Raw genomic sequence first — 19,456 nt, 5'->3', positions numbered from 1 at the left:
ACCGAAATACTTGGTGATCGCTGCGGTCAGCGTCGTCTTACCATGGTCAACGTGGCCAATCGTGCCGATGTTGACGTGCGGTTTTGTACGCTCAAACTTTTCCTTTGCCATGATGGCCTCCTTTTTCGGTAATGAAGGGAGCCCGTGGACCGGGCTCCCTCAAATCTTCGCTTATGCGTATTTCGCCTGAATCTCGTCCGAGATGTTCTGCGGAACCGGATCGTAGTGGTCGAACTGCATGGTGAACTGGGCACGGCCCGACGACATCGAACGCAGAGTGTTGATGTAGCCGAACATGTTCGCCAGCGGAACGAACGCGTCGATCGCGATCGCGTTGCCGCGCGGTTCCTGACCAGACACCTGGCCACGACGCGAGGTCAGATCGCCGATGATACCGCCGGTATATTCTTCCGGGGTGATCACTTCGACCTTCATGATCGGTTCCAGCAGTTTCGCGCCAGCTTTGCGCATGCCTTCGCGCATACACATACGGGCCGCGATTTCAAACGCCAGAACGCTCGAGTCAACGTCGTGGAACTTACCGTCCAGCAGGGCAACCTTGAAGTCGATCACGGGGAAGCCAGCCAGAGGGCCGCTGTCCATAACCGACTGGATGCCTTTTTCGACACCCGGGATGTATTCCTTCGGAACGGCACCACCAACGATGCGGCTTTCAAACGAGTAACCTTCGCCCGGCTCTGTCGGAGTGATCTCGAGTTTAACCTCACCGAACTGACCCGAACCACCCGACTGTTTCTTGTGGGTGTAGGTGTGCTCGACCGGCATCGAGATGGTTTCGCGATAGGCCACCTGCGGTGCACCAATGTTCGCTTCAACCTTGAACTCGCGCTTCAGACGGTCAACCAGGATGTCCAGGTGAAGTTCGCCCATGCCCTTCATGATGGTCTGACCCGATTCCAGGTCGGTTTCCACGCGGAAGGACGGGTCTTCGGCGGCCAGACGGGCCAGACCCTGAGACATTTTTTCCTGGTCGCCCTTGGTTTTGGGCTCAACTGCGATCTCGATCACCGGATCGGGGAAGGTCATGGTTTCCAGAACCACCGGATCCTTCGCATCACACAGGGTGTCACCGGTGGTGGTGTCTTTCAGACCCGCCAGCGCGATGATGTCGCCTGCAAACGCTTCTTCGATCTCTTCCCGGTTGTTCGAGTGCATCATCATCATACGACCGATGCGCTCTTTCTTACCTTTGGTCGAGTTCAAGATCGAGTCACCCTTGTTCATGGTGCCCGAGTAGATCCGAGTGAAGGTCAGCGAGCCAACGAAGGGGTCGTTCATGATTTTGAACGCCAGACCCGAGAAGGCCATCTCGTCGTCTGCACGACGGGCGATGTCACGAACTTCTTCCTCGTCGCCGGGTTTGAAGCCCATGTAATCAACGACGTCCAGCGGGCTGGGCAGATAGTCGATCACAGCGTTGAGCAGCGGCTGAACACCTTTGTTCTTGAACGCAGAACCACCCAGAACCGGAACAAACGCGATTTCCAGAGTACCTTTGCGCAGCAGGGCGCGCAGGGTCGGAACGTCGGGCTCATTGCCTTCCAGGTATTCCATCATCGCGTCGTCGTCCATTTCGACGGCCGCTTCGATCATCTTGCCGCGCCATTCGTCAGCCATGTCCTTCAGGCTGTCGCGGATCGGAGCTTTGATCCAGCTTGCGCCCAGATCTTCGCCCTGCCACAGCCACTCTTCCATGGTGACCAGGTCGATCAGACCTTCCAGCTCGGTCTCAGCGCCGATCGGAATACCAACCGGAACAGCACGTGCGCCGGTGCGGTCTTCGATCATGTTGACGCAGTTGAAGAAGTCAGCGCCGATCTTGTCCATCTTGTTGACGAAAACCATACGCGGAACCTTGTAGCGGTCAGCCTGACGCCACACGGTTTCGGTCTGGGGCTCAACACCGGCGTTTGCGTCCAGAACGCAGACGGCACCGTCGAGAACCGCCAGCGAGCGTTCAACTTCGATGGTGAAGTCAACGTGGCCGGGGGTGTCGATGATGTTCAGGCGGTGCTTTGGGGTTTCGGCGGTCTTACCGTCTTCGGTGCGTTCCCAGAAGGTGGTGGTCGCAGCCGAGGTGATGGTGATGCCGCGTTCCTGCTCCTGCTCCATCCAGTCCATGGTGGCTGCACCATCGTGCACCTCACCGATGTTGTGGGATTTACCAGTGTAATACAGGATACGCTCCGAGCAGGTAGTCTTACCTGCATCGATGTGCGCCATGATACCGAAGTTACGGTATAGTTCGAGCGGATATTCGCGTGCCATTTTGGATAAGCCTCTGGATTACCAACGGTAGTGGCTGAAGGCTTTGTTCGCCTCGGCCATCTTGTGGGTGTCTTCGCGCTTCTTCACGGCAGTACCGCGGGACTGTACAGCGTCCAGCAGTTCACCGGCGAGGCGTTCTTCCATGGTGTTTTCGTTGCGGCCGCGCGCAGCGGTGATCAGCCAGCGGATGGCCAGAGCTTCGCGGCGCTCGGGGCGGACTTCGACCGGAACCTGATAGGTTGCACCACCAACCCGGCGCGAGCGAACCTCGACCGACGGTTTGATGTTGTCGAGCGCTTCGTGGAACACTTCGACAGGAGCGCGCTTTACCTTGTTCTCAACGCGGTCAAACGCGTTGTAGACGATGCGCTCTGCGACCGACTTCTTGCCGTCGATCATCAGGTTGTTCATGAATTTGGTCAGAACCTTGTCGCCAAATTTGGCGTCAGGCAGGACTTCGCGTTTTTCGGCGGCGTGACGACGTGACATATCAGCCTCTCCTTCTTACTTGGGACGCTTCGCGCCGTATTTGGAACGACGTTGCTTACGATCTTTGACGCCCTGAGTATCCAGAACACCGCGCAGGATGTGGTAACGCACACCGGGAAGGTCTTTCACACGGCCGCCACGGATCAGAACAACCGAGTGTTCCTGCAGGTTGTGGCTTTCACCGGGGATGTACGAGATGACCTCGAACCCGTTGGTCAGGCGCACTTTGGCAACCTTACGCATAGCCGAGTTCGGCTTTTTCGGTGTGGTGGTATACACACGGGTGCAGACGCCGCGTTTCTGCGGGCACTGCTCCAGGTGCATGGACTTCGAGCGTTTTACTTTGGGCTGCCGCGGTTTGCGGATCAGCTGTTGAATAGTTGGCATTCCGGTTTCTTCCCCGTTTTGCAACACACATGACATGCACGCGCATTGCGTGCGGTTAAACTTTGCTGCGCTCATGCGTCCACAAGCGCAAAACCCGCGAGCGTTCCCATTCCGAGGTGAACGTCGCGGTTGGTTATCAGAGGACGCGAACTGCAAAATTGTCCGGGTCTTGACCAGTCCATTACTGAGATCGGTTTTGGGGCGGCCCCCGGTACCGAGATGACGCGCGTAATAGGGGGAGTCGGCCCAAGTGTCAACAGCACACCTGACATGACACCGGTCCGGCCGGTTTGCATTGATTTATCCCGTTTCGCTGGATGGTTCCAGCACAACTGCCGTTGCAGGCAGCCGGTCGTGTCGGCATAGTCCGCAGCAACGCTCTGCCTTACGGATGAAACATGCAAGTCATCGGCCTGTGCCGCTTTTCCTATCCCGCATATGGTGGCTTTCAGATCGAACATGACTCGATCGAAGAACGCCGGGCCTATCTTTATAACCCGGATCGTCTGGAAGAGCGGTTTCGCCTGTTCGAGACGACCACTCTGCCCTGTTTCAGGGAACAGACCGACGAGGATTTTCAACTTCTCGTCGTGATTGGTGAATGCCTGCCGAAACCAGCCCTGGACCGGCTTCATGACCTGACAGCTGGCGTGAAACAGATCAGGATCATCGCCCGGGAACCCATGCGACAGCGCCGCGTTATGAAAGAGGTTCTGAACGCCGCACGCCAAAACCCCGACGCGCCTTGTCTGCAATTTCGTCATGACGACGACGACGCCGTTTCCGTTGATTTCATAGAACGGCTGCGCATTGCCTCAGAAGACGGCAAAGGCTTGATCGAAAAGAACAAAACCGTCGCCATAGACTACAACAACGGCTTTCTTGCGCGTTTCGGACCCGATGGAATACTGGCCGCTCAGAAATTCCAACCGCTGTTGGGCGTGGGGTTGGGTATGTATGTCCGCGGCGGGTGCGACCTGACGATCATGAACTTCGCCCATCACAGGATCGGGAACTTCATGCCGGTGATCAGCTATCCTGACGCGCCAATGTGGGTTCGGACCCTGAACCAGTTCAACGATTCGCCACATGCGCGCCACAACAGGGCGGAGCTTTCCCCCCTCACGCCGGAACTTGAGGGCGAATTCATCGCACGTTTTGCAATCGAACAGGACGCTGTCCGACGCGTTCACGGAACAGGGTGAACAATCCGGTTCCGACCACCAGCACGGCACCCAGCATAGTGATCGCGTCCGGCCAGTCGCCGAACACGGCCCATCCCAAACCCAAAGCCCAGATCAGGCTTGAATAACGGAAGGGAGCGATAAACCCGACCTCGCCTTCGCGCATGACCATGACGCTGAACAGGTACCCCATCAAAACAAAAACAGCCGCCGAAGCAATCAATATACCCGCATCAGCTGGAACAGGCTGCCAGCCCTTTACCAGCGTCACGAAACTTGCCGATACCGTAATGGTCAGGGTCGTCGCCAAGGTGACGACCAGCGAAGGGACATGGCTGGACATACGCCGCGTGATCAGGTCCCTAACAGTAACCGCTGCTACGGCAATCAGGGCATATATTGAATAGACGCTGAATCCGTCCGGCCCGGGACGCACGATTAGCAGCATCCCGGCAAATCCCATCATGATCGCCACTATTCTGCGCCAACCGATATGCTCGCGGAAAAACAGGGCCGCGCCCAGCGTCACGGTCAGCGGCAATGCCTGCAGAACGGCCGTCACGTTGGCCAGTGGCATGTGCAATAGCGCCGTCAAAAAGAAGAATGTCGCCGAAAGCTCGGCAAGGCACCGCGCGGCGACAAGCCATTTGTCATGACGCGGGAAATTCAGGTGAAGCGCACCAAAATGGCGAACCAGAATAAACACAAGAACAGTCGCCAACGCCCCGCGCATCGCCACCATCTGAAACAGAGGCACTTCTGCCCCCGCGACTTTGACCAACGTATCGTTGATAGTAAAGGCAGCCATGCTACCCATCATCAACAACGCACCTTTGACATTGGGCGTCATTCTTTTCCGGTCCCTTGCGGTTGAATCTGCGGCACTTGCCCGCTCTTTGATGATTACCCAAGCAAAGCGTAAAACGCGATAGCCTGACGCAATCCTCCACCACCCGGCAGGTATGACGCGGGACGAGAGGTCCACGCGCAAAAGAAAAGGCCCCGCGAAAACGCAGGGCCTGATCTTCATTTCTGAGCTTCGCTTACTCGCGGCTTTCCGGTGTCTCCACCATCACGTCCAGCTCGTCACCGACCATGTCGTCGTCAATGACCGGAGCAGCCAGAGCAGCGGCGGCTTCGGCCTCTTCCCGGCGGGCTTCGATCACTACGTTGTCACGCGATTGCGCAACCTGACGCACGGCCTGAGTCGCACCACCGGTACCGGCAGGGATCAGGCGACCGACGATGACGTTCTCTTTCAGGCCAACCAGCTTGTCCTTCTTGCCCTGCACCGAAGCCTCGGTCAGAACGCGGGTGGTTTCCTGGAACGACGCCGCCGAGATGAACGAACGCGTCTGCAGCGAGGCCTTGGTGATCCCCAGAAGGATCGGCTCGCCCTGTGCCGGACGACCACCGCGCGCGATGGTCTTCTCGTTGGCCGCGTCGAACTCTTGCTTGTCGACATGTTCGCCTTTCAGCAGGGTGGTATCGCCTGAATCCAGGATCTCCCACTTCTGCAGCATCTGGCGCACGATGACCTCGATGTGCTTGTCGTTGATCTTCACGCCCTGCAGACGATACACGTCCTGCACCTCGTCGATCATGTAATCCGCCAGCGCTTCGACACCCATGATGGACAGGATGTCATGTGGAGCCGGGTTACCGTCCATCAGGTATTCACCCTTCTGGATGAAGTCCCCTTCGGCCACCGGGATGTGCTTGCCCTTGGGTACCATGTACTCGATGGTCTCCATGGACTCGTCAGCTGGTTCGATGCTGATGCGGCGCTTGTTCTTGTAGTCGCGGCCAAAGCGCACGTAACCATCTGCTTCTGCGATGATCGCGTGATCTTTCGGACGACGAGCTTCAAACAGTTCAGCCACACGCGGCAGACCACCGGTGATGTCCTTGGTCTTGGCGCCTTCACGCGGGATACGCGCGACAACGTCACCGGCTTCGACGGTCTGGCCATCTTCAACCGACAGGATCGCATCCACCGACATCGGATAGTGAACCGGGTTGCCCGCATCGTTGCGGACCGGTTCGCCATCTTCGCCGACCAGAATGATCTCGGGCTTGAGGTCGCTGCCTTTGGGGGCCGCGCGCCAGTCGACCACGATCTTCTGGGTCATACCGGTTGCTTCGTCGGTCTCGTCACGAACGGCAAGACCCGAAACAAGGTCAACGTATTTCGCGGTACCGGCTTTCTCGGCGATGATCGGCAGGGTGTAGGGATCCCACTCGAACAGCTTGTCGCCACGGGCGACGGTTGCGCCATCCTTGACGAACAGCTTCGAGCCGTAGCCCAGCTTGAAGCTGGCACGCTCTTCGCCGTGTTCGTCGTTGATCACCAGCTTCATATTCCGGCCCATGACCAGGCTTTCGCCTGCTGCATTGACCAGAATTTGCGGGTTCTCGAACGCAACAACACCGTCTTGGTTGGCTTCCTGGAACGACTGCTGACCACCTTGAGCAACACCACCGATGTGGAAGGTCCGCATCGTCAGCTGCGTACCGGGTTCACCGATGGACTGGGCGGCGATGATGCCGACAGCCTCACCCGTGTTCACCATGGTGCCACGTGCAAGGTCACGACCGTAGCAGGTTGCACAAACGCCTTCCTCGGACTCACAGGTCAGAGGCGAACGGATGCGCATCGAGGCAACTCCAGCTTCGTCAATAGTGTCGGCCATACGTTCATCGATCAGCTGACCTGCGGCCACGATCACCTCATCCGTGCCCGGACGCAGAACATCATCAGCCGCCACACGGCCCAGCACACGTTCGGCCAGCGAGGCAACAACCTCACCATCGTTCACGGCGGCTTCGGCTGTGATCGCACGCTCGGTGCCACAGTCGATCTCACGAACGATGCAGTCTTGCGCCACGTCCACCAGACGACGGGTCAGGTAACCCGAGTTCGCCGTCTTCAGAGCGGTATCCGACAGACCCTTACGGGCACCGTGGGTCGAGTTGAAGTACTCGAGAACGGTCAGACCTTCTTTAAAGTTCGAGATGATCGGCGTTTCGATGATGTCACCGTTCGGCTTGGCCATCAGGCCGCGCATACCGCCCAGCTGTTTCATCTGAGTGACCGAGCCACGCGCACCGGAGTGGGCCATCATGTAGACCGAGTTCGGCTCCATGTCCGACCCGTCTTCGGCCTTGGCGACGTCCGAGATCGTGCTCATCATCGCGTCAGTTACGCGGTCGTTACACTTCGACCAGGCATCGACAACTTTGTTGTACTTTTCACCCTGAGTAATCAGGCCGTCCATGTACTGCTGTTCAAAGTCCTTCACCTGATCGCGGGTGTCATCGACGATGCCCCACTTATCGGTCGGGATGACCATGTCGTCCTTACCGAACGAAATGCCCGCCTTGAACGCTTCTTTGAAGCCCATCGACATGATCTGGTCACAGAAGATAACCGACTCTTTCTGACCGCAGTAACGGTAGACGGTGTCGATGACCTGCTGGACTTCTTTCTTCCGCAGCAGACGGTTGACCAGCTCGAACGGAGCTTTGTTGTTCATCGGCAGCAGGGCACCCAGACGCAGACGGCCCGGAGTGGTTTCATAACGCTTTTGAACTTCGTTGCCTTCCTCGTCGATCTGCGTGATCCGAGCGGTAATCTTGGTGTGCAGATGTACCTCGCCGGAATCCAGCGCGTGCTGAACTTCGTCGATCGAACCGAACACCTTGCCTTCGCCGGGCATGCCTTCGCGTTCCAGGGTCACATAGTAGAGACCCAGGATCATATCCTGCGACGGAACGATGATCGGCGCGCCGTTTGCAGGCGACAGAACGTTGTTCGTCGACATCATCAGAACACGGGCTTCCAGCTGCGCCTCAAGGCTCAGCGGGACGTGAACGGCCATCTGGTCACCGTCGAAGTCGGCGTTAAAGGCCGAACAGACCAGCGGGTGCAGCTGGATGGCTTTACCTTCGATCAGGACCGGCTCGAACGCCTGAATGCCAAGACGGTGCAGCGTCGGCGCACGGTTCAGCATGACAGGGTGTTCGCGGATCACCTCGTCGAGGATATCCCACACTTCGGGACGCTCTTTCTCGACCAGTTTCTTCGCCTGTTTCACGGTCGAAGACAGACCCTTGGCTTCAAGGCGCGAGTAGATGAACGGCTTGAACAGTTCCAGCGCCATCTTCTTGGGCAAACCACACTGGTGCAGTTTCAGCTCTGGACCGGTCACAATGACCGAACGACCCGAGAAGTCGACGCGCTTACCCAGAAGGTTTTGACGGAAGCGGCCCTGCTTGCCTTTCAGCATGTCCGACAGCGATTTCAGCGGACGCTTGTTAGCGCCGGTGATCACACGACCACGACGGCCGTTGTCGAACAGAGCATCCACGGATTCCTGCAGCATCCGCTTTTCGTTACGGACGATGATGTCAGGCGCGCGCAGCTCGATCAGACGCTTCAGACGGTTGTTCCGGTTGATGACGCGGCGATACAGATCGTTCAGATCCGAGGTCGCAAAGCGGCCGCCATCCAGCGGAACCAGCGGACGCAGTTCCGGCGGAATGACCGGGATCACGGTCATCACCATCCATTCAGGCCGGTTGCCCGACTCGAGGAAGGATTCAACAACCTTCAGACGCTTGATGATCTTCTTGGGCTTCAGTTCGCCGGTTGCTTCGGCCAGATCAGCACGCAGCTGCTCGGCTTCGGCTTCCAGATCGATCTGGGCCAGCATCTCACGGATGGCTTCAGCGCCGATATTGGCGGTGAACGCGTCCATGCCATAGGCATCCTGCGCATCCATGTACTCTTCTTCGGTCAGCATCTGGCCGTAGGTCAGGTCGGTCAGACCGGGCTCGATGACGACGTAGTTTTCAAAGTACAGAACGCGTTCGAGATCGCGCAGCGTCATGTCCAGCATCAGACCGATGCGGGACGGCAGCGATTTCAGGAACCAGATATGTGCGACGGGCGCGGCCAGTTCGATATGGCCCATACGCTCACGGCGGACTTTCTGCAGGGTGACTTCCACACCGCATTTCTCGCAGACAACGCCGCGATACTTCATCCGCTTATATTTGCCGCACAGACATTCGTAATCTTTGATCGGGCCAAAGATACGCGCACAGAACAGACCGTCACGCTCGGGCTTGAACGTCCGGTAGTTGATGGTTTCGGGTTTCTTGATCTCGCCATAGGACCAAGACAGAATCCGCTCGGGCGACGCCAGCGAGACCTTGATCTCGTCGAAAACCTTCGGGGGCGTCAGCGGGTTGAACGGGTTGTTGGTGATTTCCTGGTTCATTTGTTACCTCAAATCTTGCGGAAGGGGGGACGGGAGAAAGGGCAGCGCCCTTACTCCTCAACCTCCGCATCCAGGAGTTCCATATTCAGGCCGAGGCCACGGACTTCTTTAACCAGAACGTTGAACGATTCCGGTACGCCCGCTTCAAAGTTATCCTCGCCCTTGACGATCGACTCATAGACCTTGGTCCGGCCGGCGACGTCATCCGATTTCACGGTCAGCATCTCCTGCAGGGTGTAGGCGGCGCCGTAAGCTTCCAGAGCCCAGACTTCCATCTCACCAAAGCGCTGACCACCGAACTGCGCCTTACCACCCAGCGGCTGCTGGGTCACCAGGCTGTACGGCCCGGTCGAACGCGCGTGGATTTTATCATCCACAAGGTGGTGCAGTTTCAGCAGGTACTTGATGCCCACAGTCACCGGACGAGCAAACTGCTCACCGGTGCGACCGTCGAACAGAACCGACTGACCGCTTTCCGAGAAGCCCGCACGCACCAGCGCGTCGTTGACGTCTGCTTCCTTGGCACCGTCGAAGACCGGGGTTGCGATCGGAACACCGCGGGTCACGTTGCCCGCTGCCTCGATCAGACCATCCTCGTCCAGACCGGTGATGCCTTCTTCGTAGACATCTTCGCCATAGGCCAGCTTCATCGCTTCGCGCACCGGGGTCAGATCGCCAGAGCGACGATATTCACCCAGAGCGTCATCGATGTTCAGACCCAGACCGCGCGCGGCCCAACCCATGTGGGTTTCAAGGATCTGACCAACGTTCATACGCGAAGGCACGCCCAGCGGGTTCAGACAGAAGTCAACCGGAGTACCATCGGCCAGGAACGGCATGTCTTCCATCGGAACAACCTTGGAGATCACACCTTTGTTCCCGTGACGACCGGCCATCTTGTCGCCCGGCTGCAGCTTGCGCTTCACGGCGATGAAGACTTTGACCATCTTCATCACACCCGGCGGCAGGTCGTCGCCACGGCGGACCTTCTCGACCTTGTCCTCAAAACGGGCGTCCAGAGCACGCTTTTGCACTTCGTACTGCTCGTTCAGAGCCTCAACGATCTGTGCGTCCTGCTCACCTTCCAGTGCCAGCTGCCACCACTGACCACGGGTTAGGGTTTCCAGCAGCTCCTCGGTGATCACCGACCCTGCCTTGACGCCTTTCGGGCCTTTGACAGCGGTTTTACCCAGGATCAGACCTTGCAGACGCGCATAGATGTTGCGGTCCAGGATCGCCAGCTCGTCGTCCCGGTCACGGGCCAGACGTTCGACTTCCTCACGCTCGATCTGCAGCGCACGCTCGTCTTTCTCGACGCCGTGACGGTTGAAGACGCGGACCTCAACGACCGTACCGTAGTCGCCCGGCTTCACGCGCAGCGAGGTGTCGCGCACGTCAGATGCTTTTTCACCAAAGATGGCGCGCAGCAGCTTTTCTTCCGGGGTCATCGGGCTTTCGCCCTTCGGAGTGATCTTGCCGACCAGAATATCGCCCGGCTCAACATCCGCACCGATGTAAACGATGCCCGCCTCGTCGAGGTTGCGCAGCGCTTCTTCACCGACGTTCGGGATGTCGCGGGTGATTTCTTCCGGGCCCAGCTTGGTGTCACGGGCGGCGACTTCAAATTCCTCGATATGGACCGAGGTAAAGACGTCATCACGCGCGATACGTTCCGAGATCAGGATCGAGTCTTCGTAGTTGTAACCGTTCCACGGCATGAACGCGACGACCACGTTCTTGCCAAGGGCCAGTTCACCCATATCGGTCGACGGACCATCGGCAATGACTTCGCCCTTCTGGACGGTGTCACCCACCTTGATCAGCGGACGCTGGTTGATGCAGGTGTTCTGGTTCGACCGCTGGAATTTGCGCAGACGATAGATGTCAACGCCAGCGTCGCCCAGTTCCAGATCTTCGGTGGCGCGGATAACGATACGCTGGGCATCGACCTGGTCGATGATACCCGCGCGTTTCGCCTGAATCGCAGCGCCCGAGTCGATCGCGACCTTTTCCTCGATCCCGGTACCGACCAGCGGCGCTTCGGCGCGCAGCAGCGGAACCGCCTGACGTTGCATGTTCGAGCCCATCAGAGCGCGGTTGGCGTCGTCATTTTCAAGGAACGGGATCAGCGATGCAGCGACCGAGACCAGCTGTTTCGGCGACACGTCGATCAGATCCACATTCTCGCGCGGGGCGAGGGTGTAGTCACCGGCCTGACGGGTCGAAACCAGATCGTTGATAAACTTGCCATCAGCGTCCAGAGTCGCGTTGGCCTGCGCCACGGTGTGACGCATTTCCTCGGTCGCGGACATATAGTGAACCTCATCGGTCACCTCGGCGTCTTTGACGACGCGGTATGGTGTTTCGATGAAGCCATACTTGTTCACACGGGCAAAGGTGGCAAGCGAGTTGATCAGACCAATGTTCGGACCTTCCGGCGTTTCAATCGGGCACATCCGGCCATAGTGGGTCGGGTGCACGTCGCGGACCTCAAAGCCCGCACGCTCACGTGTCAGACCACCGGGGCCAAGCGCCGAGAGGCGGCGTTTGTGGGTGACTTCCGACAGCGGGTTGGTCTGGTCCATGAACTGCGACAGCTGCGACGAGCCAAAGAATTCACGAACAGCAGCCGCAGCCGGTTTCGCGTTGATCAGATCCTGAGGCATGACGGTGTCAATCTCGACCGACGACATACGCTCTTTGATCGCGCGTTCCATGCGCAGCAGGCCAACGCGGTACTGGTTTTCCATCAGTTCGCCGACCGAGCGCACACGACGGTTGCCGAGGTGGTCGATATCGTCCACGTCGCCTTTGCCGTCACGCAGTTCAACCAGCGCCTTGATGCAGGCCACGATGTCCTCGCGACGCAGGGTGCGCAGGGTGTCCGGCGCGTCCAGAGCCAGACGCATGTTCATCTTCACCCGGCCAACGGCGGACAGGTCATAACGCTCACTGTCGAAGAACAGCGTGTCGAACAGGGCCGAGGCCGCTTCGACGGTGGGCGGCTCACCCGGACGCATGACGCGATAGATGTCCATCAGCGCGCTTTCACGGTTCAGGTTCTTGTCCTGAGCCATGGTGTTGCGCATGTAGGGGCCGACATTGACGTTGTCGATGTCCAGAACCGGGATGTCGGTGATGCCCGCATCGATCAGTTCCTTGACGGTGCCGCCGATCAACTCTCCGTCTTTGTCGTATTCAAGGGTCAGCTCGTCACCGGCCTCGACATAGATCGCGCCGTTTTCTTCATTGATGATGTCCTTGGCGACAAACTTGCCAACGATGTGATCGAACGGAACCAGCAGGTCAGTGACCACACCTTCTTCGATCAATTTCTTGACCGCGCGCGGAGTGACTTTCTTGCCCGCTTCGGCAATCACTTCACCGGATTTTGAATCGACCAGATCATAGGTCGGGCGGGTGCCGCGCACACGCTCGGGGAAGAACGGGGTGACCCAGCCCTTCTTCTTGTCCAGCTTATAGGACACGGTGTTGTAATACGCGTCCATGATCGCTTCTTGATCCAGACCCAACGCATACAGCAGCGTGGTCACCGGCAATTTGCGGCGACGGTCGATCCGGGCGAACACGATGTCCTTGGCGTCGAACTCAAAGTCCAGCCAGCTGCCGCGATACGGGATGATGCGGCAGGCAAACAGCAGCTTGCCCGACGAGTGGGTCTTGCCCTTGTCGTGGTCAAAGAACACACCGGGCGAACGATGCATCTGGGACACGATCACACGCTCGGTGCCGTTCACGATGAACGTTCCGTTCGGCGTCATCAGGGGCATATCGCCCATGAACACGTCCTGTTCCTTGATGTCCTTGACCGAACGTGCGCCGGTGTCCTCATCGACATCAAAAACGATCAGACGCAGAGTGACCTTCAGCGGCGCGCTATAGGTCATATCGCGCTGCATGCACTCTTCAACGTCGTATTTCGGCTTTTCCAGATCGTATTTCACGAACTCCAGAACGGAGGTTTCGTTGAAATCCTTGATCGGGAAAACCGACTGAAACACACCTTTGATGCCCTCGCCATCGGTTGGCTGCTCTGCATCGCCGGAGCGGAGAAAAAGATCATAAGAAGATTTTTGCACCTCAATGAGGTTTGGCATTTCCAAAACTTCACGGATTTTGCCGTAATATTTACGAAGACGTTTCTGGCCAAGGAACGTTTGAGCCATGTCAGATGTCACCTTTCGATGTTCTCAGCGGGCAAAGACACCGTCGGGCCCCGGCATCTTGCACATTCGAGACGACACGTCCGGATCAATTCATGGCCACCGTCCCGAAGGCAGCCTCCCGATCCAAGAACCGCGTCTTAGAAAACACCCCAATTCATGAGGTCCTTTCTAAGACAGGTTCGGCTGGACCCGAATTTCTCCGGGCCCAGCCAAATTTCCGACGCATCAGCGATGCGCCATTGGACTGACTTAGGCCAGTTCGACCTCGGCGCCAGCTGCTTCCAGCTTGCCTTTGATCTCTTCGGCTTCGGCTTTGTCCACGCCTTCTTTGATCTTGCCGCCAGCTTCGACCAGCTCTTTGGCTTCTTTCAGGCCCAGACCGGTGATGCCGCGAACTTCTTTGATCACGTTGATTTTCGAAGCGCCGGCGTTCTTCAGAACGACGTCGAATTCGGTTTTCTCCTCAGCAGCTGCACCGCCGGCGTCGCCAGCTGCACCTGCGACCATGACGGCGCCGCCAGCTGCGGGCTCGATGCCGTACTCGTCTTTGAGGATGGTTTTCAGTTCTTGTGCTTCCAGCAGGGTCAGACCCACGATGCTTTCTGCGAGTGCTTTCAGATCAGCCATTGTATTAGCTCTTTCCGTTTTACAGTGTGTGTTCCAACGTCAGGGTATTCACCCCACGCAGATCATTCAGTGCCAACCGCTTACGCAGCTTCCGCCTTCTCTTCGATGGTGGAAAGGATGCTTGCGATATTGCTTGCAGGTGCGCCAATTGCACCGGCGATGTTGCTTGCAGGCGCGCCAAGCATACCAGCGATCGTAGCAATAAGCTCTTCACGCGACGGCATTTTCGACACGGCTGTAACACCAGCCCGGTCCAGAGCGTTCTCGCCCATTGCACCGCCAAGGATCTCGAACTTTTGGTTCTCTTTGGCGAAGTCCTCGGCCACCTTGGCTGCTGCCACGGGGTCCTCGGAATAGGTCAGAACGGTCATACCCGTCAGCAGGTCACCAATGCTTTCACATGGCTTTCCGTCGAGGGCGATTTTGGCGAGCCTGTTCTTGGCAACACGCACGGCACCACCCGCGTCACGAGCACGTGCGCGAAGGTCCTGCATCTCGGCAACTGTCAGACCGGCGTAGTGGGCAACCACTACGACGCCAGAGCTTTCGAAGATTTGGCCGAGTTCCTCGACCACTTTCTCTTTCTGGGCTCTATCCACAGTTCTCTCCAAGTTTGGGGCGATCACTCACCCCGGCTCATATTTGCCGTGGCATACGCCCCGGCGTTCAGGTCCGTTGTTACGGGATTGGCCAAAATGCGCCCGAGGATTGCGACCCTCAGAATTCTTTGGTCTTACCCGTCTCAGGCAGGAGATTAAGGGGCCGAATGGACCCACCCACCGTCTTGGACGAAACGAAATAAAGCGCACGACGAATCGCACGCTTTACTCCGCAGGTCTTATTAGGGCAGATGGCTGGGGTTTCCAAGGGGTAAATTGCTTTTGCAGGGCGGTTTTGATCGCTCTGTACAGCCTGTGCCCATGATCTGGTTTCCGCGCAAACCACGCATTGACTTGTCCAGCGGTCTGGGGTCCTGTCAAGCCACCCTTTCAACCCTATTCCAAGTCACTTTCACAATCACATGCCACGCCTTTCTGAACAAGAACACAAGCTGGCACGCGGCTACGTAGAGGAATTTTCCGAACAAGCGCTGACCGAAACCGTAAAAGGCTATCAGTGTATCTACAGATCTCACGATTTTGGCGACACACGGTTTTTGCTGAGGGTCGAAACCGCTTTCGGGGACTACGCCCTGAAAATTGATCTCGACTCCCCAATGACAGGACGATTGCGCAAGGAATATGAGCTTCTGACCAGGCTGGCGCGCTATTTTGAAGCCTCAAAAACGACCCGTGTCGTGCAACCTGTCTATGAATCGCTGGGCAACACATTTTTCGTGACCGAGTTCGTTGACCGGCCGACGGCTGCGGACATCATTCACAACAGCACCGACAATGAGCAGGTCGCGCAGATTTACCGGCGCGCCGGGGACTGGTTGCACGACCTGCACGGCCATCACCCCGCCAAAGACTATGGGTTTCGCCCCAAATGGATGACGGACAGCATTCAAGAGCTGCTGGACTTCGCCCCGAGGGACATTCGCACCGAGAGCCGCGAGATGCTTGGTGTCCTTTTGGCCGAAAGCCGAACCCTAAAGGGCACCCCCGAGACTCAGGTATTCTCGCACGGGGATTTTCACAGTCAGAACCTCATAGTCGGACAGGGCAAAATGATCGGCCTGGATTTCACCGAAGCGCGGGAAAAGCTGGCGGTTTACGACATAGTCGATTTCCTGAAGTCGGATATTTTCAGAAACGCCGAACCCAGTGAAGTTGATCGCAGTGGTATTCTGAAAATCAACAAGGACATGTTCTTTCGTCGTTACAGGCATCCGATCCACACAGGCATACTGGATTTCTGTATTCGGGGACGCCTTCTGAAAGACTGGCTCGTGCTCTGGCACGAAAATCACGACTGTAGCGCGTACGAAGAAGACCGGCGCGATCGGCTGGGTTACAGGCTGCGCATCGCCTTCGACATCGGGCGCTGACGGGCCACGTGTTCGCCCTCGATCGCTAGTCAGCGTGCTGAAGTATGTCTCGCAGGGCGGTTTGCGTGTCTGGACGATGTCCATTAGCAATCGCCGCACGAAAGCCCCTGCCCCATAGATGCAGACCGAACGTCGTAGGGGCCAGAAAATCGACCAGTTTGGAATCCGGTCGCGCCAAATCCGGCATCTGCTTGGCCGTTACGTTGTAAAACCCGGTGTGGTCATGCGCAAACGAGGCTTCACCTGTAGTATTCAATGCCTCGGTAAGAGCCATCGGCCCAGTTGCGCCCCACCTCAATTTCCCGAAGGGTTTCGGCTCTTGCTGGTCAACCGCATCGTTCAGCGCGAACAATCGCTTCAAACCGCTCCATGTATCCGAAATGCGTTCGTTCTCATCGAAAACTTCACCCAACATCAGCAGCGTTCGACTGTCGGCGGGTAGTCCAAAAACGGCATTGTTGAAGAATGAATGATACGAGCGGTTCTTGGGCGAGTCCTTCAACACAGCGCCGATGCAGAAACCTTTGCGGGCTGCAACAGAGTCCAACAACTCCGAGGCCGGTTTCACCATGAACATATCTGTGTCCAATCAAATCGCCCCGGTTTTCCTGACCATGTGGTAACGAAAAACGTCTGCGTGGATTGCAGGGCTATTATACCTGATGTGGCGAATGACCCGGTTCGGCTCGTATATCTCGCGCGCATCAACGACCTCGATGCCTTGAGGGACATTTTTCAGCGGAGAATAGGAATAAAGCAGCGGATTATATCCCTGCGACTGCATGGACTGCAGGCACGCGCGCTCTAAAAGACCCAGCTCATCGCCAAGCCATAATGTTCCAAAACCAGAAGTCTGCGCCGTCTCTGCTATCGGCTTGGCAGGTTGCGCAGTTGCAGGAACTTTCCGAGGCTTCAGGTGCAGCCAACGCATTGGGTACAGCCGACCTTCTGACGCCAAGATCCACGTCAGATCGTCAGGCAGCGCCAGTTCGGTACGAAGTTGCAATAGATCGCGCTTGGTGTCGTCGATGATTTCACAGTCAAAAAGGATAGCGGCATCCCGCAAAAGGCGTTCCTGCTTTTCAGCGTCCAGCCATTCGCCCCCGGCGTGAAGTTCAATCAGAAACTCCGAGGCTCGGTAGTTGGACAGAAATTCAAAGGTCAGCAGGTCAAACTCTGCGCCCTCAATATCAATGAGAAAGAAAAGTTCCTCGGACCGGTGTGTGTCGTGAAGGGCTTCGTCAATCGAGTTGCCTGTTGCCTCTCCGAACACAGAGACCTTGTCCGACACGCCATTCGCAGCCGCCGTTTTCTGGATCACACGACGGCCTCGCCGCTTTTGTTCAAAACAAATACTGCGCTCGAAATGTCCGGCCTGCACCAAGCCCACACCCCAATACCCATCCGCCGCGCCGAGATCGACCAGGGTAGGTTTCGAGCTTTGGGTAAAAATGTCCTGTTTTTGCTGCTCGTAGTACCCAATTAGCTTAGAGCAAAGATCCGCAGTGCCCCAACTGTGCTCATTCACGATCCGAAAACCGGTGAGACAGCCGCCCTGGACCACCCCTTCGACTTCCTCAAAGTACCGAAGGCTGACGTCGGTGCGGAACCGCGTGATTGTTCGCCGCAACTGCCTGAGTTCTTTAGCCGTTTTTTGAAGTCGCATCATGTCTTCTGCTAGCGAATAACCCTTAGACACCTGTAGTTGCTTTCTCGTCGGCGCGAAACCCCATTGATTGAATGCAAGCCCCGGGTCCGACTTAGATCGCCCACACCATGAATATAAGATCGCAAAAAGAAAAACGGGCGACACATGCCGCCCGTTTCAAAAAACAACAACTGCCTGAGGCTTATTCGCCCGCAGCGGCCGCCACATCCAGAGTCACGCCCGGGCCCATGGTCGAGCTCAGCGCGATTTTCTTCATGTAGGTGCCCTTGGCGCCCGACGGCTTGGCCTTGGCCACTGCCGAAACGAAAGCACGGACGTTTTCAACCAGCTTGGCTTCGTCGAACGACGCTTTGCCAACGCCAGCGTGCACAACGCCGCCTTTTTCCGCCTTGAACTGTACTTCACCGCCCTTGGCTGCTTCCACGGCCGCTTTCACGTCCATGGTCACGGTGCCAACCTTGGGGTTCGGCATCAGGTTGCGGGGGCCCAGAACTTTACCCAGACGACCGACGATCGGCATCATGTCCGGGGTGGCAATGCAGCGATCGAATTCGATGGTGCCGCCCTGAATGGTTTCCATCAGGTCTTCTGCGCCAATGATATCCGCGCCTGCTTCTTTCGCTTCGTCCGCCTTGGGGCCGCGAGCAAATACAGCAACGCGCATCGCTTTACCGGTGCCGTTCGGCAGGCCGACAACGCCGCGAACCATCTGGTCTGCGTGACGGGTGTCAACGCCCAGGTTCAGAGCGATTTCGATGGTCTCGTCGAATTTCGAGGTCGCGTTGGACTTAACCAGGGCAACAGCTTCTTCGATCGACAGGTTTTCCTTGCCGGCGACAGCTTCGCGCGCAGCGCGGGTGCGTTTACCAAGTTTTGCCATCTTACTTCACCTCGATGCCCATGGAGCGGGCCGAGCCCAGGATGATCTGCATTGCGCCTTCGACGTCGTTGGCGTTCAGATCTTTCATTTTGGCTTCGGCGATTTCGCGAACCTGCTTCGAGGTCACGGTGGCCACGGTCTCACGACCGGGGTTCTCGGCACCACGGGGGCGGTTACGCTTACCGACCGGCTTCAGGCCAGCTGCTTTTTTCAGGTAATAAGACGCGGGCGGCGTCTTGATGTCCATGGTAAAGGACTTGTCCTGATAATAGGTGATCACGGTCGGGCAAGGCGCGCCTTGCTCCATGTCTGCGGTCTTGGCGTTGAACGCCTTGCAGAATTCCATGATGTTGATGCCGCGCTGACCCAGCGCCGGACCAACTGGCGGCGACGGGTTCGCCTGACCTGCAGGAACCTGCAGTTTCATCGTACCAGCAAGCTTCTTGGCCATTTGGTTTTCCTTTCAACT

General features: G+C 57.4%; 15 protein-coding genes. 2 read left to right on the top strand and 13 right to left on the bottom strand.

Annotated features, from left to right (window positions below; translation table 11 throughout):
* The 4 genes from ACR0LH_RS17280 to rpsL all read right to left on the bottom strand — a co-directional run.
* Nucleotides 1-111 (bottom strand): GTP-binding protein (locus tag ACR0LH_RS17280; protein WP_170744588.1); only part of this gene is annotated, 111 nt, incomplete at its 3' end.
* A 60-nt stretch (nt 112-171) separates the two neighbouring features.
* Nucleotides 172-2,289: an elongation factor G gene (gene fusA / locus ACR0LH_RS17275; protein ID WP_170385928.1), complete on the bottom strand. Its 2,118-nt coding sequence runs from the start codon at nt 2,287-2,289 to the stop codon at nt 172-174.
* Nucleotides 2,290-2,307: 18 nt separating this feature from the next.
* Complete coding sequence (rpsG, locus tag ACR0LH_RS17270; protein ID WP_010441203.1) at nt 2,308-2,778, bottom strand: 30S ribosomal protein S7; 471 nt, start codon at nt 2,776-2,778, stop codon at nt 2,308-2,310.
* A gap of 15 nt (nt 2,779-2,793) precedes the next feature.
* Nucleotides 2,794-3,165: a 30S ribosomal protein S12 gene (gene rpsL / locus ACR0LH_RS17265; protein WP_005621086.1), complete on the bottom strand. Its 372-nt coding sequence runs from the start codon at nt 3,163-3,165 to the stop codon at nt 2,794-2,796.
* A gap of 398 nt (nt 3,166-3,563) precedes the next feature.
* Between rpsL and ACR0LH_RS17260 the strand changes: the two genes are divergently transcribed.
* Nucleotides 3,564-4,370, top strand: a complete 807-nt coding sequence (locus ACR0LH_RS17260; RefSeq protein WP_480721849.1) for a putative rhamnosyl transferase — start codon at nt 3,564-3,566, stop codon at nt 4,368-4,370.
* On the opposite strand, the gene ACR0LH_RS17255 is transcribed toward ACR0LH_RS17260, so the two are convergent.
* The 5 genes from ACR0LH_RS17255 to rplJ form a co-directional block, all read right to left on the bottom strand.
* Nucleotides 4,312-5,199 (bottom strand): DMT family transporter, encoded by an 888-nt coding sequence (locus ACR0LH_RS17255; protein WP_480721848.1) that lies wholly within the window; start codon nt 5,197-5,199, stop codon nt 4,312-4,314. The two genes, ACR0LH_RS17260 and ACR0LH_RS17255, sit on opposite strands and share 59 nt — an antisense overlap.
* Before the next feature lie 193 nt (nt 5,200-5,392).
* On the bottom strand, nt 5,393-9,634 hold the full coding sequence (rpoC, locus tag ACR0LH_RS17250) for a DNA-directed RNA polymerase subunit beta' (protein WP_480721846.1): 4,242 nt from the start codon (nt 9,632-9,634) through the stop codon (nt 5,393-5,395).
* Between the two features lie 50 nt (nt 9,635-9,684).
* Nucleotides 9,685-13,821, bottom strand: a complete 4,137-nt coding sequence (gene rpoB, locus ACR0LH_RS17245) for a DNA-directed RNA polymerase subunit beta (RefSeq protein WP_480721844.1) — start codon at nt 13,819-13,821, stop codon at nt 9,685-9,687.
* Nucleotides 13,822-14,070: 249 nt separating this feature from the next.
* Nucleotides 14,071-14,448 (bottom strand): 50S ribosomal protein L7/L12, encoded by a 378-nt coding sequence (rplL, locus tag ACR0LH_RS17240; RefSeq protein ID WP_170485701.1) that lies wholly within the window; start codon nt 14,446-14,448, stop codon nt 14,071-14,073.
* 80 nt (nt 14,449-14,528) lie between these two features.
* Nucleotides 14,529-15,047: a 50S ribosomal protein L10 gene (gene rplJ / locus ACR0LH_RS17235; protein WP_170355300.1), complete on the bottom strand. Its 519-nt coding sequence runs from the start codon at nt 15,045-15,047 to the stop codon at nt 14,529-14,531.
* A gap of 422 nt (nt 15,048-15,469) precedes the next feature.
* On the opposite strand from rplJ, the gene ACR0LH_RS17230 reads away from it, so the two are divergent.
* Nucleotides 15,470-16,438 (top strand): phosphotransferase family protein, encoded by a 969-nt coding sequence (locus ACR0LH_RS17230; protein ID WP_480721842.1) that lies wholly within the window; start codon nt 15,470-15,472, stop codon nt 16,436-16,438.
* Nucleotides 16,439-16,463: 25 nt separating this feature from the next.
* Here the strand turns inward: ACR0LH_RS17230 and ACR0LH_RS17225 are convergent, their stop codons facing one another.
* From ACR0LH_RS17225 to rplK, 4 genes are all read right to left on the bottom strand, one after another.
* Nucleotides 16,464-17,015 carry a hypothetical protein gene (locus ACR0LH_RS17225; RefSeq protein WP_480721841.1) on the bottom strand — a complete coding sequence of 184 codons (552 nt, stop codon included), beginning with the start codon at nt 17,013-17,015 and terminating at the stop codon, nt 16,464-16,466.
* Between the two features lie 12 nt (nt 17,016-17,027).
* Nucleotides 17,028-18,107, bottom strand: a complete 1,080-nt coding sequence (locus tag ACR0LH_RS17220) for a hypothetical protein (protein ID WP_480721840.1) — start codon at nt 18,105-18,107, stop codon at nt 17,028-17,030.
* Between the two features lie 181 nt (nt 18,108-18,288).
* On the bottom strand, nt 18,289-18,987 hold the full coding sequence (gene rplA / locus ACR0LH_RS17215; RefSeq protein ID WP_170385957.1) for a 50S ribosomal protein L1: 699 nt from the start codon (nt 18,985-18,987) through the stop codon (nt 18,289-18,291).
* 1 nt (nt 18,988) lies between these two features.
* Entirely contained in the window at nt 18,989-19,438 is a 450-nt protein-coding gene (gene rplK, locus ACR0LH_RS17210; protein WP_037314971.1) for a 50S ribosomal protein L11, read from the bottom strand.
* Nucleotides 19,439-19,456: the final 18 nt, after the last annotated feature.

It is taken from the genome of Ruegeria sp. CL6 (assembly GCF_056536465.1).
The sequence above is the reverse complement of the archived record's forward strand: the minus strand, read 5'-3'. Positions and strand labels throughout refer to the sequence as shown.